The 23,549-nt window shown below is 70.7% G+C and carries 21 protein-coding genes and 1 pseudogene; 4 read left to right on the top strand and 18 right to left on the bottom strand.

Annotated elements, in window-relative coordinates; translation table 11 throughout:
* Window positions 1-86: 86 nt before the first annotated feature.
* Complete coding sequence (locus HLK59_RS13620; protein ID WP_171141652.1) at window positions 87-1,997, bottom strand: beta-glucoside-specific PTS transporter subunit IIABC; 1,911 nt, start codon at window positions 1,995-1,997, stop codon at window positions 87-89.
* A gap of 458 nt (window positions 1,998-2,455) precedes the next feature.
* Here HLK59_RS13620 and HLK59_RS13625 point away from each other — a divergent pair, with 458 nt between their 5' ends.
* The 4 genes from HLK59_RS13625 to HLK59_RS13640 all read left to right on the top strand — a co-directional run bounded on the left by HLK59_RS13625 (window position 2,456) and on the right by HLK59_RS13640 (window position 6,210).
* Entirely contained in the window at window positions 2,456-3,475 is a 1,020-nt protein-coding gene (locus tag HLK59_RS13625; RefSeq protein ID WP_171141653.1) for a Gfo/Idh/MocA family oxidoreductase, read from the top strand.
* A complete protein-coding gene (locus HLK59_RS13630; protein ID WP_171141654.1) occupies window positions 3,472-4,089 on the top strand; it encodes a histidine phosphatase family protein in 618 nt (205 codons plus the stop codon). Before HLK59_RS13625 ends, HLK59_RS13630 begins: the two co-directional genes overlap by 4 nt.
* A 94-nt stretch (window positions 4,090-4,183) precedes the next feature.
* Window positions 4,184-4,453, top strand: a complete 270-nt coding sequence (locus tag HLK59_RS13635) for an HPr family phosphocarrier protein (RefSeq protein WP_171141655.1) — start codon at window positions 4,184-4,186, stop codon at window positions 4,451-4,453.
* Between the two features lie 23 nt (window positions 4,454-4,476).
* Window positions 4,477-6,210, top strand: a complete 1,734-nt coding sequence (locus HLK59_RS13640; RefSeq protein ID WP_171141656.1) for a putative PEP-binding protein — start codon at window positions 4,477-4,479, stop codon at window positions 6,208-6,210.
* Window positions 6,211-6,247: 37 nt separating this feature from the next.
* Here HLK59_RS13640 and HLK59_RS13645 read toward each other — a convergent pair whose 3' ends face one another.
* The 17 genes and pseudogenes from HLK59_RS13645 to HLK59_RS13725 form a co-directional block, all read right to left on the bottom strand.
* The gene (locus HLK59_RS13645; RefSeq protein WP_171141657.1) at window positions 6,248-7,318 is read right to left on the bottom strand and encodes an MSMEG_0565 family glycosyltransferase; all 1,071 of its coding nucleotides are present in this window, start codon (window positions 7,316-7,318) and stop codon (window positions 6,248-6,250) included.
* Window positions 7,315-8,151, bottom strand: coding sequence for a carbon-nitrogen hydrolase family protein (locus HLK59_RS13650; RefSeq protein WP_171141658.1), 837 nt, complete (start codon window positions 8,149-8,151; stop codon window positions 7,315-7,317). Before HLK59_RS13650 ends, HLK59_RS13645 begins: the two co-directional genes overlap by 4 nt.
* Window positions 8,148-8,996: a carbon-nitrogen hydrolase family protein gene (locus tag HLK59_RS13655; protein ID WP_171141659.1), complete on the bottom strand. Its 849-nt coding sequence runs from the start codon at window positions 8,994-8,996 to the stop codon at window positions 8,148-8,150. Before HLK59_RS13655 ends, HLK59_RS13650 begins: the two co-directional genes overlap by 4 nt.
* The gene (locus HLK59_RS13660) at window positions 8,993-10,540 is read right to left on the bottom strand and encodes an MSMEG_0567/sll0787 family protein (RefSeq protein ID WP_171141660.1); all 1,548 of its coding nucleotides are present in this window, start codon (window positions 10,538-10,540) and stop codon (window positions 8,993-8,995) included. The genes HLK59_RS13655 and HLK59_RS13660 overlap by 4 nt, the downstream gene beginning before the upstream one ends.
* 4 nt (window positions 10,541-10,544) lie before the next feature.
* Entirely contained in the window at window positions 10,545-11,627 is a 1,083-nt protein-coding gene (locus tag HLK59_RS13665; protein ID WP_171141661.1) for an MSMEG_0568 family radical SAM protein, read from the bottom strand.
* Between the two features lie 10 nt (window positions 11,628-11,637).
* On the bottom strand, window positions 11,638-12,162 hold the full coding sequence (locus HLK59_RS13670; RefSeq protein WP_171141662.1) for an MSMEG_0572/Sll0783 family nitrogen starvation response protein: 525 nt from the start codon (window positions 12,160-12,162) through the stop codon (window positions 11,638-11,640).
* A gap of 37 nt (window positions 12,163-12,199) precedes the next feature.
* Window positions 12,200-13,015 carry an amidohydrolase family protein gene (locus HLK59_RS13675; protein WP_171141663.1) on the bottom strand — a complete coding sequence of 272 codons (816 nt, stop codon included), beginning with the start codon at window positions 13,013-13,015 and terminating at the stop codon, window positions 12,200-12,202.
* A gap of 16 nt (window positions 13,016-13,031) precedes the next feature.
* Window positions 13,032-14,348 (bottom strand): MSMEG_0569 family flavin-dependent oxidoreductase, encoded by a 1,317-nt coding sequence (locus HLK59_RS13680; RefSeq protein ID WP_171141664.1) that lies wholly within the window; start codon window positions 14,346-14,348, stop codon window positions 13,032-13,034.
* Window positions 14,345-14,650 (bottom strand): MSMEG_0570 family nitrogen starvation response protein, encoded by a 306-nt coding sequence (locus tag HLK59_RS13685; protein WP_171141665.1) that lies wholly within the window; start codon window positions 14,648-14,650, stop codon window positions 14,345-14,347. Before HLK59_RS13685 ends, HLK59_RS13680 begins: the two co-directional genes overlap by 4 nt.
* Window positions 14,651-14,842: 192 nt before the next feature.
* Window positions 14,843-15,139: a hypothetical protein gene (locus HLK59_RS13690; protein WP_171141666.1), complete on the bottom strand. Its 297-nt coding sequence runs from the start codon at window positions 15,137-15,139 to the stop codon at window positions 14,843-14,845.
* A 145-nt stretch (window positions 15,140-15,284) separates the two neighbouring features.
* A pseudogene (locus tag HLK59_RS13695) lies at window positions 15,285-16,211 on the bottom strand (acetylxylan esterase).
* Window positions 16,198-19,074, bottom strand: coding sequence for an FAD-binding and (Fe-S)-binding domain-containing protein (locus HLK59_RS13700; RefSeq protein ID WP_171141667.1), 2,877 nt, complete (start codon window positions 19,072-19,074; stop codon window positions 16,198-16,200). The pseudogene HLK59_RS13695 and the gene HLK59_RS13700 overlap by 14 nt, the downstream one beginning before the upstream one ends.
* Window positions 19,075-19,112: 38 nt before the next feature.
* Complete coding sequence (locus HLK59_RS13705) at window positions 19,113-19,946, bottom strand: DUF6282 family protein (protein ID WP_171141668.1); 834 nt, start codon at window positions 19,944-19,946, stop codon at window positions 19,113-19,115.
* The gene (locus tag HLK59_RS13710) at window positions 19,939-20,820 is read right to left on the bottom strand and encodes a nitrilase-related carbon-nitrogen hydrolase (protein ID WP_171141669.1); all 882 of its coding nucleotides are present in this window, start codon (window positions 20,818-20,820) and stop codon (window positions 19,939-19,941) included. The genes HLK59_RS13705 and HLK59_RS13710 overlap by 8 nt, the downstream gene beginning before the upstream one ends.
* Window positions 20,793-21,743: a glycine betaine ABC transporter substrate-binding protein gene (locus tag HLK59_RS13715; protein WP_171141670.1), complete on the bottom strand. Its 951-nt coding sequence runs from the start codon at window positions 21,741-21,743 to the stop codon at window positions 20,793-20,795. The genes HLK59_RS13710 and HLK59_RS13715 overlap by 28 nt, the downstream gene beginning before the upstream one ends.
* Before the next feature lie 59 nt (window positions 21,744-21,802).
* The gene (locus HLK59_RS13720) at window positions 21,803-22,564 is read right to left on the bottom strand and encodes an ABC transporter permease (RefSeq protein ID WP_171141671.1); all 762 of its coding nucleotides are present in this window, start codon (window positions 22,562-22,564) and stop codon (window positions 21,803-21,805) included.
* Window positions 22,561-23,532 (bottom strand): betaine/proline/choline family ABC transporter ATP-binding protein, encoded by a 972-nt coding sequence (locus HLK59_RS13725; RefSeq protein WP_171141703.1) that lies wholly within the window; start codon window positions 23,530-23,532, stop codon window positions 22,561-22,563. Before HLK59_RS13725 ends, HLK59_RS13720 begins: the two co-directional genes overlap by 4 nt.
* Between the last annotated feature and the right edge of the window lie 17 nt (window positions 23,533-23,549).

The following is a 23,549-nucleotide window of genomic DNA, read 5'->3' on the forward strand; positions in this document are numbered from 1 at the left end:
GGAGTGAGGGATGGGGGTGGTGGGCCCTGTCATGTGTCGTTCTCCGGTTGTCATGGGGTCCTGCCGTGTTTCGAGGCCCGGCTCTCTCAGCCGATCAGGTCGAGGGCGGCGTGCCGCGGGCGTACGTCACCGGTGGCCGTCGGGACCACGGCGGAGTGCCTTCCCGGGTCGGTCACGATCAGAACCGTCATCGGGTCGTAGCCCGCCTCGGTGATCACCTTCAGATCGACGTCGGTGAGCAGGTCGCCGGCTTCGACGCGCTGCCCCTGCGTGACCGCGGGGGAGAAGCCCCTGCCCTTGAGCTCGACGGTGTTCAGACCGATGTGCACGAGCACTTCCACACCGCTGTCGCTGCGGATGCCGAACGCGTGCGGCATGACACTCACGAGGGTGCCGCCGATGGGGGCGTAGACCTTGCCCTCGGAGGGGATCACGGCGATACCGGACCCCATCGCTCCGGAGGCGAACACCTTGTCGGGGACCTCGGAGAGCGGTACGACCTTCCCTGCGACCGGTGCCGTGAGCGTGGCCACCGTGTCGTCCCCGTCCCCGTCGCCGTTCCCATCGCCTTCGCCGGAGCCACTGTCCACGGCGGCCGCCTTCGGAGTCGCGGGCAGGTCCTTGAAGCCCAGGACGAAGGTCAGGGCGAATCCGATGGCCGTGGCGACGCCGCAGCCGACGAGTTGGAGGGCGAAGTTGCCGACCCCCAGCGTCGCGGCGATAGTGAGCGCACCGGGCAGGACGAAGCCGTCTGCTCCGGAGCCGCCGGCCGCCGCGATCGCGCCGCCCACAGCGCCGCCGATGGACGCGTAGACGAAGGGGCGCTTGAGCCGCAGGGTGACACCGTAGATCGCCGGCTCGGTGATGCCCGCGACGAAGGCGGAGAGGCTGGCCGGACCGGCCACTGCCTTGAGATCCTGGTTGCGCGTCTTCAGGAAGACCGCGAAGGTGGCGGCACCCTGGGCGAGGATCGCGGGGAACAGCGCGCCGATCAGCAGCGAGTGACCGTTCGTCGCCAGTTCCTGCGCCAGGATCGGCACGAAGGCCCAGTGCAGACCGAAGATCACGAGGATCTGCCACACACCGCCGAAGACGCCGCCCGCCGCCCAGGGGGCAAGGCCCCAAAGGTTCTCTATCCCGGACGCGAGGGTGTCGCCGACCACACTCGAAGCCGGCCCGATGGCCAGGAAGACCACAGGTACGACGATCGTGAGGGTGAACAGGGGAACCGCGAAGTTGCGCACCACGGTCGGCATCACCCGCTCCAGCAGGCGCTCGACGTGCGACTGGAAGTACACCGCCAGGATGGTCGGGATGACGGCGGACAGATAGTTCGCCATGACCACCGGGATGCCCAGGAAGGTCAGATGCCCGCCCGCCTGGTCGAACGCCTGAAGTGTCAGGGACGTGCCGTCCTTGCCCGGGATGACGGCGATGGTGGCGGAGTAGATGAGTGCGCCGGCGATCGCGACCGCGGTGAACTGGTTCGCCTTGAACCGCTTGGCGGCGGTCATGGCCAGCAGCACGGGCAGGAACTGGAACACGGCGTCGGCCGCCGCGAACCAGATGGCGTACGTCGACGAGGAGCGGAAGCCGGGGCTGATCTCCACCGCCACCGCGAGGAACGCCTTGAGCAGACCCACGGCCGCCAGGGTCCACAGGAACGGGGTGAAGATGCTGGTGACCAGGTCCATCGCACGAGGGAGGAAGCCTCCGGCGGAGCCGCCGCCGCTGTGTTCCTCGACGCCGTGTGCCACGACCGCCTTGTAGACCTCGCCGACGGTATTGCCGATGACGACCTGGAACTGGCCGCCCGCCTCGACCACGGCGATGACACCGCGCGTCGATTCGACGGCTTCCTTATCCACCTTAGATCGGTCATCGAGGACGAAACGCAGCCGCGTCGCACAGTGGGCGACGGATCTGACGTTCTCCTTGCCACCGATGCCCCGCAGGACTTCCTCGGCGGTCACTTCGTACTTGCTCTGTGTTGCCACGGCTCCTCCTCGAGCCCCGCTGTCACCGGACCGGGCGAGACGGTTCGTGAAAACAAAAAGACCCAAGCCGGGATCCTAATGCCGTTTCCGAGTGCGCCGGAAAAACCGACGGAACAGCGGAAACAGCGGATCTCAGCTTGGGTCTTGCCTGCGGCCCAGTAACAATCCCAGCTTTGGTAGGGCACCAGGGGGCGCCTTGGGGCAGGACAGTAGACGCCGGACTTTCCTTGTGTCCATAGGTCTGGCAAGACCATTTTGCGCCGGATCAGACGGCAGGCCATGCGGTGGTCGCACCTCGGTCCTCCCGTTGACGTCCCGCTCGTCCTGCCGTTACGGTGCGGTTCACGGATTGTTACCGGTGTGAGCCGGGCAAGACCTGGGACGAGCTGTCGTACGGCAGCCGCGCCCGGGTCTTTTTTTGTGCGCGGACACGCTTGAACGGCAGCGAGGAGTGGCGAATGCGAACGGTCGGAACGCGCTGGGGGATACTCGGCGCCGGCAAGATCGCACGTGTCTTCGCCGCCGATCTCACGGCTGCCGGACTACAGGTGTCAGGTGTCGCGGCACGCGACCCCGACCGTGCGGCGCGGTTCGCGGGGGAGACGGGGATACCCGCCTCCTACGGGTCCTACGAGGAACTCGTCCTGGCCCCGGACGTGGACGCCGTGTATGTCGCCACGCCGCAGCCCTTCCACGCCGACCAGGCGATTCTCGCGATCGAGGCGGGCAGGGCGGTGCTGGTCGAGAAGTCGTTCGCGGACGACGCGCTCTCGGCGCAGCGGATCGTGGACGCCGCCCGCCACCACTCGGTGTTCGCGATGGAAGCGATGTGGACCCGTTTCCTTCCCACGTTCGCCGCACTCCGCGACGAGCTGGCCCGCGGGGCGGTCGGGGAACTCAGGGGCGTGGTCACCCACCACTTCCAGAAGCTGGACGACTCTCCGGCCGGTCGGCACTACGACCCTGCGCTCGGCGGCGGCGCGGTCGCGGACCTCGGGGTGTACGGGGTCTCGCTCGCCTTCCATCTCCTGGGCGCGCCCCACGAGATCGTCGCCGAGGGCCGTGCGACACCGTCCGGCGTCGACACGAGTGCGTCGGTCCTGATGCGGCACGGCCACGGCCGTACCTCCACCACCCTCACGGCCATGGACACCCCCGGCCCGAACGGCGCCGCCGTCATCGGCACCGACGGCTGGATCGAGATCGACCCCTACTGGTTCGGTTCCACCGGGTTCACGGTGTACGACGCGGGCCGCCCCGGCAGTCCCGTACGGCGCTTCGAGCCGCCGGTCATGACCGGACGGGGCATGCACTTCCAGGCCCTGGAAGTCGAACGCTGCCTGCGGGAAGGCGAGTTGGAGAGTCCCCTCATGCCACTGTCCGAGAGCGTCTCGGTGATTAAGGCCCTGGACGAGATACGCCGACAGGTGGGCACCACCAAGGTGTCCCGCCCCGAGCCGGTGGGACGGCGGTCATGAGACTCCACCTCGTACGGCACGCCCGTACCGAGTACAACGCCGCCGGCCGCCTTCAGGGCTGGTGCGACTCACCACTGACCGACGACGGCCTGCCGCAACTGCGGGCGACCGCGGCCCACTTGGCCGACGTCGAACTGACGGCAGCCTGGGCGAGCCCTTCCGGACGGACGATGGCCACCGCGCGGGAGATCCTGCGCCACCACGAGGCCGTGCGCCTGCGGGCGGACGACGCACTGCGGGAGTACTCGTTCGGCGAGTGGGAGGCGCGGCCCGAGCCGGAACTGTACGGCCAGGTCGAGCCCCGCCTTCTCTTTGCTGATGTGATCGCCGGAAAGCATCCCGGTCTGGCCGGTGGGGAAGCGGCCGACGCCTACCTCGCACGTGTTGGCGACGCGTTCGCGCGGATCGGGCGCGCACACCCGGAAGGCGACGTCCTCGTCGTGAGCCACGGCGTCACCCTGTTCGTCTACCTGGCACTCATCGGCTATTCCGGTGGAACTCCGCTTGGCAATTGCAGTGTGACGACCGTCGAGATCATCGAGAACCGAGCCACGGCCGTCCAGGTGGGATTCCTGCCGAAGATTTCCGTTCCCTATGCGGACGCTGTGAGCTGAAAGCTCTTTTCGGCACTTGGCACCCATGGATTTTCCCCAATGGCGTCACCACCTCATGTGGCGCCTGTGAAACGCGAGACAAAAGGAGTCAGGAATGCCGGAGCGACACGCCACCGTCATGTGTTCCCAGGGGCTGCACGCCCGGCCCGCGGCCACCTTCGCCCGAGCCGCCGCGGCCGCCGACCACGCCGTCACCATCCGGAAGACGGACGGGAACCCGGTGTCGGCGAAGAGCACCCTCATGCTCATGAGCCTGGGACTAAAGGAGGGCGAAGCCGTCATCCTCGCCTCCGACGACGAGACGGCCGGGCCCTCGCTCGACCACCTCGCCGCCCTGCTGGCCACCGAGCTTGACGAGCGGTGAGACGAGCGTTGAGACGAGCGGACATGAGCATCGTGACCATCCCTCCGACCGTGTCCGGCGTCGGCGTGGGCCGTTCCGCCGCCATCGCCCCGCTCGCGCTGGTCCGTCCCGCGCCTGTCATCCCGTCGGGAGCGCGCAGACTGACCGCAGCGTCGGACATCGCTCAACGGTCGGACACCGCTCAGGCGATCGCTGCCGCGGAGAAGGCGCTGGCCGAGGTGGCCGGTGAGTTCGCCGAGCGGGCCGCCGCCGCACCGGGGGCGCTCGGCGAGGTGCTGCTCGCGACGGCCGGCATGGCGGCCGACCCCGAACTCGCCGACCTGGCTCGCGCCCGCATCGAGAACGGTCAGGGCCCGGCCGCGGCCGTGGACGACGCCGTCGCCGAGGTCATGGCGATGCTCACCGCGGCCGGCGGTCTGTTCGCCGAGCGGTCGACCGACCTGCGAAGCGTGCGCGACCACGCGGTCGCCCGCATCCTCGGACTTCCCGCCCCGGGACTGCCCGAACTCCGGGAAAGGTCCGTGGTCTGCGCCGTAGACCTCTCACCCGCCGACACCGCCGCACTCGACCTGGAGAAAGTGGCCGCCCTCGTCACCGAGTCGGGTGGCCCCACCGGACATACGGCGATCATCGCGCGGCAGCTCGGCATCCCCTGCGTCGTCCGCGCCACCGGGGCCACCGGGATCCCCGAGGGAACCCTCGTCGCCGTCGACGCCGCGAACGGAACCATCACCGCGCACCCGGACCGAGCCCTGGTCGAGACGGTCCGCCACAGAGCGCAGACCGAACGACTCCTCGCCGAGGACACCGCACCGGGCGCGACAGCGGACGGCCACCCCGTGCCCCTGCTCGCCAACGTCGGCACCCCACACGAGATCGAGCAACTCGACCCCGCCACGGTCGAGGGCATCGGCCTGTTCCGCACCGAGGTCCTCTTCCTGGACTCCGCGACCGCACCCTCGCGCGACCGGCAGGCCCCGCAGTACGCCCGCGCCCTGGCGGCGACGAACGGCTCCAAGACGGTGATACGCACCCTCGACGCAGGCGCCGACAAACCCCTCGCGTTCGCCGCGCAGGACGACGAGGACAACCCGGCGCTCGGTGTACGCGGCTACCGGCTGGTCCGTACGCAACCCCAGCTGCTGGAGGAACAACTCGCCGCTCTCGGCGCGACCGTACGGGCACTGGAGCCGGAGCGCCGGCCCGACGTCTGGGTGATGGCGCCGATGATCTCCACACCCGCCGAAGCCCGCACGTTCGCCAGACTGGCCCGAGCCCACGGCATCCGGACCGTCGGGGTGATGATCGAGGTCCCGGCCGCCGCTCTCCAGGCGGCGGCGATCCTCGACGAGGTCGACTTCGTCTCCATCGGCACCAACGACCTCGCCCAGTACACGATGGCCACCGACCGCCTCCGCGGCGAACTCACGGACCTCCTCGACCCCTGGCAGCCCGCGGTGCTCGCCCTGGTCGCGGCGACCGCCCGCGCCGCGACGGCCGTACGCAAGCCGGTCGGAGTGTGCGGCGAGTCGGCGTCGGATCCGCTGATGGCGCTGGCCCTGACCGGCATGGGCGTGACCAGCCTCTCGATGTCCGCCCCGGCACTACCTGCCGTACGCCACGCGTTGCGCCACCACAGCCTCGCGCGATGCGTGTCCATCGCCGAAGCGGTACTCACCGCCCAGAGCGCCGACGAGGCCCGAAACGCCGCCCGCGCCCTCGCGGACGGGGAAGTGGTGGAACGGCTCGGTCTCTGACGTTCCGTGTGAGCGACGTCGTGCAGTCCCGCCGCCCTCACCCCAGAGTGCGGTACAGCGACAGATGCCGGCGTGCCGCCGAGTCCCAGGTGTGCCGGGCGGCGAGGCCACGCCCGGCGGCCCGGCGAGCGGGATCCTCCGTGGCCACGGCGTGGCCGAGCTGCCCGGCCAGCGTCCGCGGGGTGTCGGCGAAAAGCGCGGCGGAGCCGAACACCTCCCGCAGCACGGGCAGATCCCGGACGACCAGCGGTACGCCCGCAGCCAGCGCCTCCATGGCGGCGAGGCCGAAACCCTCCTTCAGGGAGGGAAAGGCGAACACGGCGGCGGCCCCCACCAGGGCCGGGAGCTCGTCGTCGGCCACCGGGCCGAGGACGACCGGTTCGACGCCGAGTTCGGCGGCGCGACGCTCCCAGCGGGTGCGGTAGTCGCGGTAGTCGAACAGGGTCTCGCCGCCCGCGATGACCAGATGCACGTCGTCCGCGTCGAGGAGCGCGTACGCCTCCAGCAGGTCCAGGGAACCCTTGCGGGGCTCGATCCCGCCGACGCTGAGGACGTACCGGCCGAGCCGCGAGCGCCACTTCTCCCGTGCCGCCGGATCGAGGGTCGCGAACCGCTCGTACGCCACTCCGTTGGGGATGACGTCCGCCGTCAGTCCCCAGCCCTCCCTCAGCTCCTCCGCCACCGAGCGCGAGACACAGACGTGCGCGTACGGCTCGACGATCGCCTTCTCGTGGCAGGCCGCGAGCTCGGGGGTGGTGAAGTGGTCGAGGTGGTGGACGGTGCGCACACAGCGGCCGACCGCGTTGGCGCTGATGCAGTCCTGGGCGTGCACGATGTCGTAAGGCGCCGGGTCGAAGGCCTCGTGCAGGGTGGCGATGGAGCGCAGGATGCGCTCGCCGACGCTCTCGCCGGGCGGTCCGTCGGGGAACGGCACGATCCGCAGGCGCACGGCCGGGTCGACGGGGCGGTAGAAGCCCTCGTCGCCGCCCCGGCCCAGGGTCCAGACGGTGACGTCCTCGCCCAGTGCCGCGAGGGCCTCGGCGAGGGCGAGGGTGTGGACGACTCCGCCGCGCGGCTTGGTGGAGTAGCTGAGCAGGGCGATCTTCACGAGGGTCCTTCCCGGTACGCGTGCGGCCGCCGCTCGTCGAGATGGCGCAGGACCCGGCGGGCCCGGTCGATCTCCTCGGCGACGTCGACCTCGGCCACCGCCAGGCCCGCCTTGGCCCAGGTGCGCGCGAGGATGTCGCCGCCCGGGCCGACGACCTTGGCCTGGCCCAGGAAGCGCATCCCGCCCATCGCGCCGGTCTGGTTGGAGGAGGCCAGGACGACCTGGTTCTCGGCCGCCCGCGCCTGGTCGTACAGGTCGAAGAGCTTGGCCTGCCGGTCCTGGGCCATCCGCGGGGCACGGTTGGTGATGCTGGTCGGCCAGGCGGACAGACAGGCCAGGATCTCGGCGCCGTCCAGGGCGAGGGAGCGGGCGGACTCCGGGAACGTCTTGTCGTAGTCGATGAGCATGCCGAGCCGCCCGACCGGGGTGTCGAAGGCGTCGAACCGGTCGCCCGGACGATAGGCGGCCGTCTCCCCGGCCGGCAGATGGACCTTGCGATGGCGGCCGAGCACGCCGTCGCCGCTGACGCAGACGGCGGCGTTGTAGCGGTCGGTGCCCCCGTCCTCGCAGTAGCCGACGCACACCACCATCTCGGCGGCCAGCCGGGCCACCTGGAGGATCAGCGGGTCGTCGGGCTTGAGGGCCGGGGGCAGCGCCTCGGGGTCGGGGTGGCGCAGATCGGCGAGATAGCCGCCGAGGGCGGCGTCGGGCAGCACGAGCAGTCCGGCGCCGGAGGCGCGGGCGTCGTCGATCACCTTGGCGATCCTCGCCAGGTCGAACTCCAGGTCGCGGCCGAAGTGGGCGGCCGCGGCCGCGATCCGGATCGTGCTCATACGCTGGCTGCTCCTGCGGGTGTGTAGGTGTCCGGACGCCGGTCGCGCAGGTGCCCCATCGACCGGCGCGCGGTCTCCAGAGCCTGTACGACGTCGAGTTCGGCGATCGCCAGTCCGGCACCGACGCCCGTGTCGGCGATGATCTCGCCCCCGGGGTCGACGACCTTGGCGCTGCCGACGAAGCGTAGCGACCCGAACGTGCCCGCCTGGTTGGCGGACACCCACACGATCTGGTTCTCCAGCGCCCGGGCCCGGTCGAAGAGGTCGAAGCGGCGCTTCCACCGGTCCTTGGCGAGATCGGTGGCGGCCTGGGTGCGGGCGCCCGGCCAGGCGGAGACGCATACGCCGATCTCGGCGCCGTCCAGTGCCAGGGCGCGTGCCGATTCCGGGAACGCCTTGTCGTAGCAGATCATCATCCCGAGCCGGCCGACCGGTGTGTCGAAGGCGTGGAAGCGGTCGCCGGAGGAGTAGCTGGCGTCCTCGCTCAACGGCTGGTGGACCTTGCGGTGGTTGCCCAGGACGCCGTCGCCGGTGACACAGACGACGCTGTTGTAGCGCGCGTCCCCGGCGGCCTCGCAGTATCCGGCGACGACCGTCATCTCGCCCGCGAGGGCGCCCAGTCGACGGATCTCGGGCCCGTCGAGCGTGAGCGCGGGCGGGCCCTCGTCCAGGGCCGCGTCGTCGTCGAGGCTGAGGAGGTAGCCGCCCAGACAGGCCTCCGGCAGTGCCAGCAGCCCTACGTCCGCCTCCCGCGCCTCCTTGATCAGCCGTTCGACGACGGCGAAGTCCTCTTCGAGGTCCCGGCCGAACTCGGCGGCGACGGCGGCCATGCGTAGCGTGCTCATGCGGGTCCCATCCCGGTCACCGTGGATGTGACCGCTTCCGTGATCTCTCCGTCGGGCCAGCGCAGCCCGACGCCTTCTCCCGTGGTCAGTTCGCCGCAGACGGCGCCTGTGGCCGGTCCGGCCGGCAACGGCGGTGCGCTCGCGGCGTCGGCGGTGAGCATCGCGAAGCCGGGGAAGCACGTCAGCCAGTCGCCGACGGTCGCCTCGGACGGCCGGGGCACGGCGGCCACGTCGAGCACCGCCCGACAGCCGCTCGCCTCGGCGAGCATGCCGAGCGTTCCGGCGATCCCCGCCATCGATACGTCCTTGGCGGCGGCGGGCCGGCCGACGGCCACCGCCCCTGTCATCGCGCGCAGTTCGGCCGTACGGCGGTGGCTCGTCGAATCCCACTGCCGCCCCCGGTATCCGGGCCGCCACTCGCCGCCCAGGTCGGCCGTCAGCCGTACCGCGTGCCCGGGGCGGCCCCCGCCACCCGGCACGGGATGCGAGGTGCGGCCGAGCGCGGTCACCGACAGGGCGGCGGGGACGCCGAGTTGGGTGTGGCCGCCGAGCACCGGAACGTCGTACGCCCGGGCGGCGCGCCCCAGCCCGGCCAGTACCCGCGCGGCGAGCGCGGCGTCCTTCGCGCCGAGCGCGTCCAGCAGCCCGAGCGGTGAAGCGCCCATCGCCGCAAGGTCGTTGATGTTCACCAGGACCGCGCACCAGCCCGCCCACTCGGGGTCGCGCTCGACCATCGACGGCAGGATCGCGTCGCACGCGGCGATCATGTCGGTGGTCGGGACGGGTGCGCCGTCGTCGCCCACATAGCCGAGTCCGCCGAGTCCGTTGAGTCCGTCGAGTCCGTCGAGTCCGTCGAGTTCGTCGAGGACGGTCCGCGCCGTCGGCCGGGCCCCGCCGACCGGGTCCTGCCGTGCGGCGCGGACCGCCCGTTCATGGAGGCCCGCCAGGAGCGGGCCGAGGGCGGCCTTGGTGGCGGTGACCAGGGCCGCGATCCTGCCGATCGGCCACCGCATCAGGGTGTGCGGGGCCCCGGCCACGGTGACCGAGCGTACCGACTGCCAGCCCAGCCGCCGGAACAGCACCTCGTTGCGCTGCTGCACGGTCGCGTCGAAGCGCAGCGCGCCTTCGGCCTCTGCCCGAGCGCAGGCGGCCCGAACCAGTGCCGCGCCCATGCCCTGCGGCCCGCGCGCTTCCGGCGCGACGACCAGCCGGCCGCCCGCCCACCAGCCGACGTCCGGGCCGTCGGCGACCGGCCCGAGCCGCACCCCGCCGACGACGCTTCCGTCCCGGTCCTTGGCCACCAGCACGACCGTGCGGGGATCGGCGTCACGGTCGTCCAGGTCATGACCGGTGAACAACCGCTGCTCCTGGACGAACGCATCCCGGCGCAGCCGCCGGTAGACAGCCAACTCACCAGTCCCGTCAGCCTGTTGGATGTGGAAGGCCGGGCGGCGGGCAAGCGTGTTGCGATCGCCGAGCAACTCCAGGATGTCGAAGCCGTACGGCCCTTCCTGCGCCGACGTAGTGGACCCGTCGAGGAGCACGCGATCACCCGCCCGCGGTCTTCAGCACACTGCACGCCCCGCAGGCCGCGCAGCCCGCCTTCTGGTCCGCGCCGCTCATCCCGGCGGCACGCAGCTTCTCGGCGACCCGCTCGGTGACGTACCGCAGCAGCTCGGCACTCGGAGCCGGGACCCCGTCCCGCGCGGCGAGGGTGCCGCTCATCGGCCGGAAGGGGACGACGAACGGGTACACGCCCCGGTCGATCAACTCCCCGGCACCGTCGATGAGTTCGTCGGGATCCTCACCGAGGCCGACGAGCAGGTACGTGGACACCCGGTTCGGACCGAAGACGCGTACCGCCTCGTCCCAGGCGGCTTCGTACTCCGCCATCGGGACGGACGACTTCCCGGGCATCCAGCGCCTGCGCACCTCGTCGTCGAGGGACTCGACATGGATGCCGATGGCGGTGGCCCCCGCGTCGTGCAGGGCGCGGATCCAGGACAGGTCGCCGGGGGGTTCGCACTGCACCTGGATCGGCAGGCCGGGGACCGCGTCGAGGACGGCCCGCACCGAGCGGACCAGGTTGCGGGCACCCCGGTCGGGGCCGGTGGTGGTGCCCGTGGTCATCACCATCTGCTTGACGCCGTCGAGCCGTACGGCCGCCTCGGCGACCTCGGCCAGCTGCGCCGGCGTCTTGGCGGCGACCGTGGCACCGGAGCGCAGGGACTCCTCGATCGTGCAGAAGCGGCAGCGATCGGACTCGGCGTAGCGGATACAGGTCTGGACGACCGTGGTGGCGAGCACATCGGCGCCGTGCAGGCGGGCGATGTGCTCGTACGGGGTGCCGTCGGCGGTGGTGAGGTCGTAGAACTTCGGGCGGTGTACGGCGGTCAGGGTGAGGCCGGTGTCCTCGTCTCCCAGCCACACCTTGCCGTCGCGTACCGAGTAGGGACTGTCGGGGTTGCGGGGGAGCGCGGCACCGGCACCGTCGACGAGGACGTGCCCGTCGTCGCTGGGCCCCGCGCCGTCCGGGCGTCGCACGGCGGCGTCCAACGCCACGCCCCGCAAGGCGAGTTCGGCGCGGGTCATGATCCGCACATCCACCGTCGTTCCGGTGCCGGTGCTCATGGCGGGCTCCCTACAGCTGGTAGGTGGAGTTGATGATGGCGCCCTTGCGGGCGTAGTGGATCAGCGCGTCCTGGACGTCCAGGGGGTGGGTGGGGATGACGCCCTCGATGAGGTCCTCCTCGCGGGCGCCGTGCAGGGAGAGGCCGAAACGGCAGCAGTAGACCTTGCCGCCCTCGGCGATGAACGTCTTGAGCTGGTTGTTGATGTTGTGCTCGCCGGGGAAGGCGGAGTTGCCGACGGTCGGGAAGCCGCGCGTGGCAAGGCAGTTGAGGGAGCCGGGGCCGTAGAAGTAGATGGCGGTCTCGAAGCCCTTGCGCAGGGCGCGGGTGGCCTGGAGGACGGCGACGAAGGACACCGAGGACTCGTGGGCGATGCCGTGGACGAGGGTGAAGTAGGTCTCGCCGTCCTCGGCCTGGTAGTCGGGGAAGACCTTGGTGGAGCCGTAGATGCTGGAGCCCTCGGGGAGGGAGGGGTGCGGGATCTCGGTGAGGGACTTCTGCTCGACGTCACTGAGTTCGACGGGGGACGCGGACATGGGTGTCTCCTTGTGTGGTGCGGGATGGGGGTGGACGTCAGTCGTAGAGCGCGGCGAAGGTGTCCCGGAAGACGAGGTCGCCGAGTTCGCCACCGCCGGTCGCGGCGGTCATACGGGCGTACTCGCCGGTGAAGTCGCCCCACGGCTGGTCGCTGGCGAAGAGCACCCGGTCGTGGCCGAGGCCGCGGTGCTCGATCTCCCGGGCCAGCCAGTGCGGCAGGAATCCGATGGCCCAGGAGAGGTCGGTGTAGACGCGCTTGCCGGCGGCGATCCAGTCGAAGAACCGGGAGCCGGCGAGCTTGATGTGGCCGCTCATGCCGCCACCGAAGTGCACGAGGTGGACGGCGACCTGGTCGGCGTACCAGTCCACGAGGTGGCCGACCTCGTCGATGTCGGAGGCGGCGCCGGGCGAGGTGTGGACGTGGACGACCAGGCCGTGCCGGGCCGCCGTGGCGAAGATCCGGTCCAGTTGCGGGCGGCAGGCGGGGTCGGTGGGGCGGCCGCCGAGGAGGAAGCTGAGCTTGAGCGCCTTCACTCCGTGCTCGCCGGCCAACTGCAGGGCCCGCTCGGTCCGTTCCGCGTCCTCGGGGCGTGGGGAGACCCACAGTCCGGCACGGATCCGGTCGTCGCTCTGGGCCGCCTCGATGGCCAACTCGTTGAAGGAGAAGGCGATTGCGGGGTCGGGGACGCCGTAGTTCGGGATGACCAGGGCGCGTTCGGTGCCCTCCGCGTCCAGGTCGGCGATCAGCTGCTTGACGGTGGCACGGGCGGTGGTGTCGGGGTTGACGGGCGGGCCGCCGTAGAAGGGGAAGGCGGGCAGGACACCGATGTGACGGTGTGCGTCGTAGACCATGGCTTCGAGAGGTCCTTCAGCCGATCGGGAGCGCGGCGGCGAGTGCGCTGGGCGCGCCGGTGAGGGCGCCGCACACATCGGCGAGGCGGCGGGAGGCGTCGATGTGGTCCGCGAGGAACTCCGCGTCCCGGCCCACGGCCTCGAAGCGGCCCGAGCCCCACGAGTACTGCCAGGGCAGTCCCAGGAAGTACAGGCCGGGGACGTTGGTGGCGCCGCGCCAGTGCATCGGGTAGCCGCGCCCGTCGAAGACCGGGGTCTCGATCCAGCGGTGGTCGCGGCGGAATCCGGTCGACCAGACGACGCAGGTGATGCCCGCCTCGGCGAGGTCCAGTGCGCGCGGTTGCTCGTCCGGTGCCCACACCGGTACGTACCGTGGCTCGCTCGGGGCGTCGATGCCCCGTGCGGTGATGTGGGCGTCGATGGCGTCCTTGATGCCCTCGGCCACGGAGTCCGCGCGGTCCAGGTTCACCTTCAGGTCGTCGGCGAACTCCAGCTGTTCGTCGCTGATCGCGGTGAGCCGCCCGTACAGGCGCATGCCGTCCCCGGCGAAGGCGCGCAGGTCGATGTCGCGGCCGCCGTCCCGCCCGGTGACGTAGTGGTTGACGCGCATGCGCACCGCGCCGGCGTCGTCGAACTCGTCGATGGCCTTCGCGTAGTGGCCCATGTCGTCCAGCCACGCCACACAGTCCCGGCCGCGGTAGAACCGGGCCACACGCGGAGCGCTGCCCACGGCCAGGTGCACCTGCCGGCCGGCCAGATGCAGGTCCTCGGCTATCTGACACCCGGACTGGCCGGTGCCCACCACGAGAACCGCGCCGTCGGGCAGTTGATCCGGGCTGCGATAGCCGGAGGAGTGGAACTGCTCGATGCCCTCGGGCAGGCGCTGGGCCATCGCGGGCACGGACGGTGTGTGGTAGGGGCCGGTGGCGACCACGACCTGATCGGCCGTGAAGTCTCCTGCTGTCGTGGCGAGTTCGTACGTCCCCTGCGGTGCCCGGCGCAGCCGGGTGACCGACACGCCCTCCACCAGGGGAGGTTGGAAGAAGGCGACGTAGTCCTCCAGGTAACGCACGATCTCGTCGCGGACCATGAACCCGTCGGGGTCGTCCCCCTGATAGGGGAAGCCGGGCAACCGGCACTGCCAGTTGGGGGTGACCAGGCAGAAGGAGTCCCAGCGGCGCTCGCGCCACTCGTGGCCGACCCGATGCGCCTCGATCACGGCGTGCTCGACGCCGCGCTGTCGGAGGGCGTGGCTGACGGAGAGACCGGCCTGACCGCCGCCGATCACGGCCACGGGGTAATGCCTTCCGGACAGGCGGGGGTTGGCGTTCACCTTGCGCTCCCGTCCGCGCCGGTCAGGGACTCGACGGTGACCTTGGCCCCGGTGACGGAGGTGTATGTGGCGGCGATCTGCTCGATCTGTGCGAGCTGGTCCGACGCGCCGGTGCAGTAGAAGCCGAACTTCTCCTTGACCCGCTCCCCGGCGATACCCAGGGCCGTGCGGCTGCGCTCCACGAACTCCGAGAGCTCGTATTCACCGCCGGCCGTGAAATAGTCCTCGACCACCGTGGAAGGGGAATAGCAGCGCTGGGTCACACCGTCGGGCCAGCGCACATGGAAATACGTCTCAGGCATGAGATCCTCCAAGGGAGGCACCGAGGCAGGAACTTCTCGTCGCTGCCTTGTGGAACACCACTTCAGCCCTGGCGGATTACCGAGTGAAGTCATCCGGAATAAGGCGGAGTTACCAAGAACTCACCGAAATCCGGGGCCCGGTGAACTGACGCGACAGGCGGAGAGAGTGGTGATTCTCAAGCCTGGTGGGAATTACCGATTACCCCTTTCCCGCTGTTGGACGGTGGGCGGATCGGTGGGCGGATCTGCGAGCGGGGGCCTGTCGATTTCGCTGACGACGTGGCGGAGCCAGGTGTGGGCCGGATCGTCGGCCACAGTGGTGTGCCAGATCGCGCTGACGGTGTACCGGGGCATGGGCAGGGGCGGCTCGACGGCCGTCAGACCCAGGGCATCGGCGTAGACGGTGGCCGCGTGAGTGGGGAGGGTGGCCAGGACCGGGAGTGCGGTGAGCTGGAGGGCGCCACCGGCGAAGTGGGTTGGTCGGTACACGGTGCATCGTGGCAAGGAACGACAGGTCGTGGGGATGACCGTGCCAGGACGGTGACCAGGGGAACGGCCCGGTCCGCGGGGATCCAGGAGGCGGCCTGCTCGTGGCCCTGGCGTGCGCGCACCGTGGTGAGCACGCCGCCGTCCGCTACCTGGGTTCGGCCAGGAACGCCAGCTGTTCGCCGCGCTGGTGGATGCCGCCGCCTTCGTGACCGTTCCACGGCCACACGGTGATCCGCTTCTCGCCTTGCCAGCGGTTGTAGGCCGCGAACACGGTCGAGGGCGGGCAGTCCACGTGCATCAGGCCCACCGAGTACAGGGCCGGGACCGTGGCGCGGGCGGCGAAGTGGACTCCGTCGAAGTAGTCGAGGGTCTCGAAGACCCGTTCCTCGCGCAGGCGTTGGCCCGCGAGGAACTCGACGAACTCCCTGTACACGGGTGCGTCGGTGATGGTCACCGCGCGGCGGATGTGCGACAGGAACGGCACGTCGACCATCGCGCCCGCCAGGTCGTCGCGCAGGCCGGCGACGGCCTGGGTCATCGCGCCCCCCTGGCTGCCGCCCGCGATGACCATGCGGTCGGGGTCGATCCCCTCGATGTTCTTGACGACATCGACCGCTCGGTAGGCGTCGGTGAACACCCGCCGGTAGTAGTAGTGCTCGGGGGCGTCCAGGTCCTGCGTCGCCCAGCCCTTGGCGGTGGGGCCGGTCGTCCCGTACGGGTCGCCGGTGTCGCCCGGGTTCCAGTTGCCGTAGCCCTGCCCGCGGGTGTCCATGACGAAGTGCGCCCGGCCGGCGGCCGGATAGGTGGTGTGCGCCTACGGACAGGACCGCCCGCCGGAGTAACCGATGTACTCGACCACGCACGGCAGCGCCCCGTTGACGCCCTTGGGCTTGATGAGCCACGCCTTGATCGGGTGGCCGCCGAACCCGGCGAAGACGACGTCGTGGGCGGTGGCGTCGTGGGCGGTGGCGTCGTCGAGGGTGGACTTCCAGAACTCGTCGAAGTCGGCCGGTTCCGGCACCTCGGGTCGGTAGTCGCGGAGCTGTTCCAGGGGGAGATCAAAATGAGCCATGGGTGTCTGCATGTCGAATCCGTGCCGGCCCTGAGCGCCGGAGCGCTTCGGCGATGATCTGCACGAGATGGCGGCTGTCGAGGTCGGCGAGGTCGCGGACCTGGGTGCGGCAGGAGAAGCCGTCGGCGAGGATGCGCCGGTCGGGGTGGGCGGAGGCCTTGGCGAGGATGCCGTCCCGGGCGATCTTCGCGGAGACTTCGTAATGGCCCTTCTCCATACCGAAGTTGCCGGCGAGGCCGCAGCATCCGGCGGAGGTCTCGACGTCGCAGCCCATGGTTTCCAGGAGTGCCTGATCGGCGTCGTAGCCCATGACCGCGTAGTGGTGGCAGTGGGGCTGGACCAGGAGTTTGTCGGCCGCTCGCGGTGGCGTCCAGTCGATGGAGGTGAGGAACTCGGCCACGGTCCTGACCGAGCGGGCGAGTTCGGCTGCGCGAGGGTCGTCGGGGAGCAGCTCGACCAGGTCCGAGCGGAGCGTGGCGATGCAGCTGGGTTCGATGCCGACGACCGTCCTGCCGTCCCTGACGTGGGGGAGCAGGAGGTCGAGGGTCCTGCGGAGCTTGGCTTTGGCGGCGGTGAGCTGGCCGGTGGAGATGAGGGTCAGGCCACAGCAGGCCCCGGGGGCGGCGATCTCGACGTCGCAGCCGGCGGCGGAGAGGACGTCCAGGGCGTCCTGGGGGATGTCCGGGCTGATGGCGTCGGAGAAGGAGTCGACCCAGAGCAGGACCTTGGGCCCGCCTGTCCTCACTCCAGCGGTCCCTGACGGCTTGCGTCGGCGGAAGGGCCTTCGGGGCAGCGTCGGCAGCGAACGGCGGTGGTCGGCCCCGATCATCGTCGTCATGGCTCTGCGGAGCAGAGGGACGCGGCCGACGAGGTTGAGGAGCGGGGCCAGCGGCGCGGCCAGCCTGAGCCACTGCGGGAGCCGGCCGAGCGTGTAGTGGCTCAGCGGACGCAGCCGGCCCTTGTACGTCCGGTGCAGGGCCTCGGACTTGAACGTGGCCATGTCGATGCCGGTGGGGCAGTCGTTCGCGCACGCCTTGCAGCTCAGGCACAGGTCGAGGGCGTCGTGGACCTCCGGGGAGCTCCAACCGCCGGTGACGACACCGCCGTTGAGCATCTCCTGGAGGGTACGGGCGCGGCCTCGGGTGGAGTCCTTCTCGTCGCGGGTGGCGGTGTACGAGGGGCACATGAAGCCGCCCTGGCCTCGCAGGTCGGCCCGGCACTTGCCCACGCCGACGCACCGGTGGACGGCATCGGTGATGTTGCCGCCGTCGTGCGCGAAGGCGAAGCCGTCGGTGGCGAGGAGCCGGAGGGCCTGGGGACGGCGGAGGTCGGCGTCCAGTGGCGCCGGTTGGACGACCACCCCGGGGTTCATGAGGTCCTCGGGGTCCAGGAGGGCCTTGAAAGCCTCCATCGCGCGCAGGGCCTCGGGGCTGTACATGGTCGGCAGCAGCTCGGAGCGGGCGCGCCCGTCGCCGTGCTCGCCGGAGAGGGAACCGCCGTGTGCGGCGGCCAGGGCCGCGGCGCGTTCGAGGAACCGGCGCATGAGCGTGCCGTCGGCGTCGAGCGGGAAATCGATGCGGACATGGACGCAGCCGTCACCGAAGTGGCCGTAGGCGAGGCCGGAGACGTTCTCCTCGGCCATGAGGGCTTCGAGTCCGCGCAGATAGTCCCCGAGCTTCTCCGGGGGTACGGCGGAGTCCTCCCAGCCGGGCCACGCCTGCTTGCCGTCGGCGGTGCGCCCGGCCAGGCCGGCGCCGTCGGCGCGGATCTGCCAGAGCCGGGTCGCCTCGGGGCCCGCCGGCAGGACGACGGTGTCGGTGGAGGTGGCGGCCGCGACGAGTTTCCGTGCCGTTCGGACGGCCTCTTCCGAGTCGGCGCCGCCGACCTCCGCGATCAGCCAGCCCCCGCCCGCGGGCAGTTCGGGAACACTGGCGCTGCCGTGCGCCCGCCGTACGACGTCGACGAGCTGTGCGTCCAGGCCTTCCAGGGCGAGCGGGTGGAAGGGCAGCAGGTTCGGTACGTCGTCCGCGGCGGCGGCCATGTCGCGGTAGCCGAGGACGGCCAGCGCGGGCGCCGACGCCCGGGGGACGAGCCTGACCGTGGCTTCGAGGAGGATTCCGCAGCTGCCCTCGGTGCCGGTCAGTGCGGCGGCGAGGTTCCGTCCGTTCTCCGGGAGCAGGTGCTCCAGGGAGTAGCCGGAGATCTGGCGTCCGAAGCGTCCGAACTCGGTACGCAGTACGGCCAGGTTCTCCCCGACGAAGGATTCCAGGCCGGGCACCACCGAGAGCGCGCTGTCCCCCGAACCGACGGTGATGACGTCACCGCCGCCCGTCAGCCAGGTCATGGACACCACGTTGTCGGCCGTGCGTCCGTAGGAGAGGCCGTGCGGACCGCACGCGTTGTTGCCGATCATCCCGCCGATCGTGCACCGGGTCGCGGTGGAGGGATCGGGGCCGAACCGCAGTCCGTGGGGCAGGGCCGCGTCCTGGAGTGTGCTCAGGACCGTCCCGGGCTCGACCACCGCCGAGGACGCGTCGGGGTCGATCGACAGGACGCGGTTCATGAAGCGGGAGAAGTCGATCACGAGGCCGGGTCCCACGGCGTTGCCGGCGCAGGAGGTGCCGCCTCCCCGCACGGTGACGGGAACTCCGTGGGCGCGGGCGATGCCGACAGCGGCGATCACGTCGTCCTTCGATCCAGGTGTGAGTACGGCCTGGGGAACGACCCGGTAGTTCGAGGCGTCGGTCGAATACAGCGCCCTGGTCAGCGAGGACGCGTCGACGAGGTCGCCGAAGCGCCCGCGCAGGGCGTCGAGGAACGCCTCGGGGGAGGTCTTCGGGTCGGCTGCCGTGATCGCGTCCATATCGTGCTGCTCCTGGGGGCCGTCGGGTGGGAGGGCCGTCACGGGAGGACGAGCTCCCTGGGGGTGTCGCCGGCGGCGTCGCGCAGCCGTCCGGGGTCCAGTCCTTCGGCGGTGAGCGCCTGGATGAGCTGTTCAAGGGCCGCCGGCGGCTCCGGGCTGTTCGGCTGTCCGGCGTCGGAGGCGAGGACGAGACGTGGCCCCGCCGCCTCGGCGACGGCGGCCAGGCGGGCGGCCGTCATCCCGGGCTGGTGGAAGAGCTGGTAGGCGGTGATCTCGACGTGGGCGCCCCGCTCGGCGAGCTCGGCGATCTCCCGTACCTCCATGCCGGGGACGGTGTACGAGGGGTGCGTGAGCAGGAACCTGCCGATGCCCCGGGCCAGGGCCTGCTCCAGGAGCCACCTGCACTCGTCGCCGCTGACGTGCCCTGTGCACAGCACGGCGTCGTGCTCGGCGATCAGGTCGAGCACGAAGGCGACGTCCTTGACCGCCGGGTCGTCCTCCGCCAGGACCGGCGGGACGGCCAGCACCGAGCGGTCGAGACGGTCGTCCAGGTCGCCCAGCCGGGGCAGCCGGGCGCTCTCCTGGGTATGGGAGTCCGCCGTGGGGAACCACACGACCCGGCCGCCCGAGGACAACGCCGACAGGACGGCCGCCGGGTTGATCCCGCCGACGGCACGGTTGAGGGCGACTCCGCCGACGACGTCCAGTCCGGACGACCGGCTGAGGGCGCTGGCCCGGCCCACCGTGGACTCGTGGTGGGCCTTCAGGACGAAGCCGCCGTAGCCGGCCGCGGCGTAACTGGCGCCGATCTGGTCGTCGTAGCCGATCCGGTCGAGTACGTCGGGAGCGGCATGGACATGCACGTCAAACATCGAGCTGCTCACTTTCCGGGCGACGGTCCGACGGCAGGGCCCCGGCAAGGAGGTCGGTCCGGGAGTCCGCGAGCCGGGGGACCTCCGCGCGGAGGCGGCGCAGGGCTGTCAGGTCGAGTTCGGCGACCACGGCATCCTGCTTGTCGCCCAGTTGTGCGAGGACGCTGCCGTCCGGGCCGAGGACGCGTGAACCGCCCCAGAACCGGGCGCCCTCGTCCGTACCGCAACGATTGACGAAGACGACGTAGCACTGCAGCAGCACAGCGGCGTGCTCCAGGATCACCTCCCATGTGCGACGGATCCTGGCCGGGTCGGAGCCCTCCAGGCTGGCGACGGGCACCACCAGGACTTCGGCGCCGCCCTGGGCCGCCAGCCACGGGATCATGGGGTACCACATGTCGTTGCAGATGGGCGTGGCGATCCTGGCCCCGCCGAAGTCGGCGGTCCGCAGCTCTTCGCCGGGCTGGAACAACAAGTGCTCGTTCCACGGAGCGTAGGCAACGGGCTGGAGCTTGCGCTGGAGATGCCGGGTCCCGGTCACCTGGTCGGCCAGGAGGTAGGAGTTCCAGGGCAGCCCGGAGGCGCTCTTCTCGGCGAAGCCCACTCCGACACCCGCGGACGCGAGGGCGACGAGCCGCGGATCGTCGGCGGCGAAGAGGTCCTTCTCCGGGTACGGGGTGAATCCGAAACCGTTGACCGACTGCTCCGGGGTGATGGCGAGGTCGACCGGGCCGAGTCCGTTGTGCAGTTCGGCGATGCGGGTGAGGTTCTCCTCCACCGCGCCGAAGACGGGTGCGGTCTGGAGGAGGCCCACACGAAGCGTGCGGGCTTCCTCCGGGCCCGCCGTCAGTCCAGCTTGTTGGTGCTGAGCCACTGGCTTGCGACCTCCTCCGGCCTCTTGCCGTCCACGTCGATCTGCGCGTTGAGCTTCTGGAGTTCGGCGGTGGTCAGCAGTTCGCTCACCGGATCCATCACCGTCTCGATCTTCGGGTACCTCTTCAGGATGGCCCCTCGGACGTTCAGCGAGAGGTTGTAGGGCGGGAAGAACTTCTTGTCGTCCTTCAGGACGGTCAGCCCGAGGGCGGCGATCCGGCCGTCGGTGGCGAAGACCTCGCCGAAGGCGCACGGGTCGCCCTTGGAGACGGCGTTGTAGATCGGGCCTTCGGCCAGCTCCGCCACATCGTCCTTCGGGAGGCTGAAGCCGTACGCCTTCTGCAGCCCCGACCAGCCGTCGTCGCGGCCGAAGAACTCCGAGGCACCGCAGAAGCCGGCGCTGCCCGCGTCCTTCTCGGCGAGCGCGGCGTACTGGGAGAGGGTGGTGACGCCCAGCTTCTTCGCCGTCGCCGTCTTCACCGCGACGGCGTACGTGTTGTTCGCCGCCGCCGGCGGAAGCCACACCACGTTGTTCTCGGCCTTGTCCAGGGCGCTGACCTTGTCGTACATGGCCTGTGAGTCGGTGACGGTCCCCGACTGCTGGAGCGCCAGCCAGCCGGTGCCGGTGTACTCCCAGTACATGTCGACGGAGCCGCTGGTCAGCGCGGCGCGGACGGCGTTGGACCCGCTCATGCCACAGGTGCGCTTGACCTTCGCGCCCTGCGATTCAAGCCGCTCGGCGGTGATCTCACACAGCAGCAGCTGCTCGGTGAAGTTCTTGGAGGCGACGGTCACGGTGGCCCCCTTGAGGGGCCCGCTGTCCGCGGGACCGCTGCCTTCGTCGGCGCCGCTGCTGCCGAGTGCACAGCCGCTGGTGAGCGCGAGGCTGAGCAGACCTGCCGCAGCCAACATGTTTCTGCGCATGCTGAAGCCCTTTCGTGGTGCCTGAAGTGGTGGTTCGGGTTTCGGGGAGGGAAGCGGTCTCAGATGCCGCGCGGGCGCAGGACCCGTTCCGCCAGCCCTGCCAGCCAGTCGACGGTCAGGGCCAAGGCCATCGTGAGGGCGCTGCCTACGACGAGCACCGGCGTCCGGTCGAGGGAGATACCGGAGGAGATGATGGAGCCCAAGCCGCCGGCGTTGGTGAACGCGGCGAGGGTGGCCACGCCGACGTTCAGGATCAGTGCCACGCGGATGCCCGCCAGCATCACCGGGACCGCCAGGGGCAGTTCGATGGTGAGGAGCACCTCTCGGGGGCTCATCCCGATGCCCCGCCCCGCGTCGATCAGCGCGGGATCGACCTGCCGGATCCCGACCATCGTGTTGCGCAGCACGGGAAGCAGGGCGTACAGCACCAGCGCGACCACGGCCATCCAGAAGCCGACGCCGAAGACCATGGCGAGGATCACCAGCACGCCGATGGACGGCACCGCCTGGCTGGCGTTGGCCACCGCGAGCACGATCACCCCCAGCCTGCTGATGCCGGGCCTGGTCAGCAGGACACCGAGGGGGACACCGATGGCGATGGTCAGCAGTGTCGACACGACGACGAGCTGGATGTGCTCCCAGAGCGCGGTCAGGACGACGTCGGAGGCCAGGCTGCGGGTTTCGATGGAGTCCAGGTCGAGGGAGCCGACGTAGGCCCAGAGGACTCCCAGCATGGTGAGGACGACCAGCGGCAGGACCCATGTCCGGGAACGGCGGGTGACCGATCGGGTGCTGACCGCCTGGACCGCCGCGGTGCTCATGAGAGGACCTTCGCCGGCTGGGCGGCCGCGGTGAGCAGGGTCTGGAGGTCGAGGTAGCGGCTGCCCTCGCCGGGGACGCCGACCGTGATGCCCTCCGCCCTGGACGCCAGGGCCAGTTCGAGCGCCCGGTGGATGCTCTCACCGGCGTCGACCGCGATGGCGTTCGCACCGCCGAGCGCGTCGGACGGGGCGGCGGCGAGGACGTCCGCGACCTTCAGGAGCGTCAGCCGCCGGACCGGGGCGCCGGATCCGACGAAGTCGCGTACGAAGTCGTCGGCGGGGTTGGTGAGGATCTCCAGGGGGGTGTCGAACTGGGCCAGCCGGGAGCCGGGGCCGAAGATGGCGATCCGGTCGCCCAGCCGCAGCGCCTCGTCGATGTCGTGGGTGACCATCACGATCGTCTTGCGGATGCGTTCCTGGAGCCGCAGGAACTCCGTCTGGAGCTTCTCCCGCGCGATGGGGTCCACGGCGCCGAACGGCTCGTCCATCAGCATCACCGGCGGATCCGCGGCGAGGGCTCGGGCGACGCCGACCCTCTGCTGCTGGCCGCCGGAGAGCTGCCTGGGGTATCTGCCGGCGTAGACGGCCGGATCGAGCCCGACCATCTCCAGCAGCTCCATCGCCCGTTGACGGCGCTCCGACTTCTTCGCCCCGAGCATCTTGGGCACGAGCGCGATGTTGTCCGCGATCGTCAAGTGGGGCAGCAGACCTATCTGTTGGATGACGTAGCCGATGCCGCGCCGCAGGTTGTCCACGTCGGCGTGGGTGACGTCCTCGCCGTCGATGAAGATCCGCCCGTGGGTGGGCTCGACGAGGCGGTTGATCATCCGCAGCGTGGTGGTCTTCCCGCAGCCGGACGGGCCGACCAGGACGACGAACTCGCCTCGCTCGATCTCTAGCGAGAGCTCGGAGACGGCCGCTGCCTCCTGGCCCGGGTACTGCTTGGAGACCTCGTCCAGAAAGATCATGGTGTCGGGGCTCGGGG

Origin of the sequence: Streptomyces sp. S3(2020) (assembly GCF_013044505.1) — a bacterium.
In the GTDB taxonomy this organism is placed as follows: Bacteria; Actinomycetota; Actinomycetes; order Streptomycetales; family Streptomycetaceae; genus Streptomyces.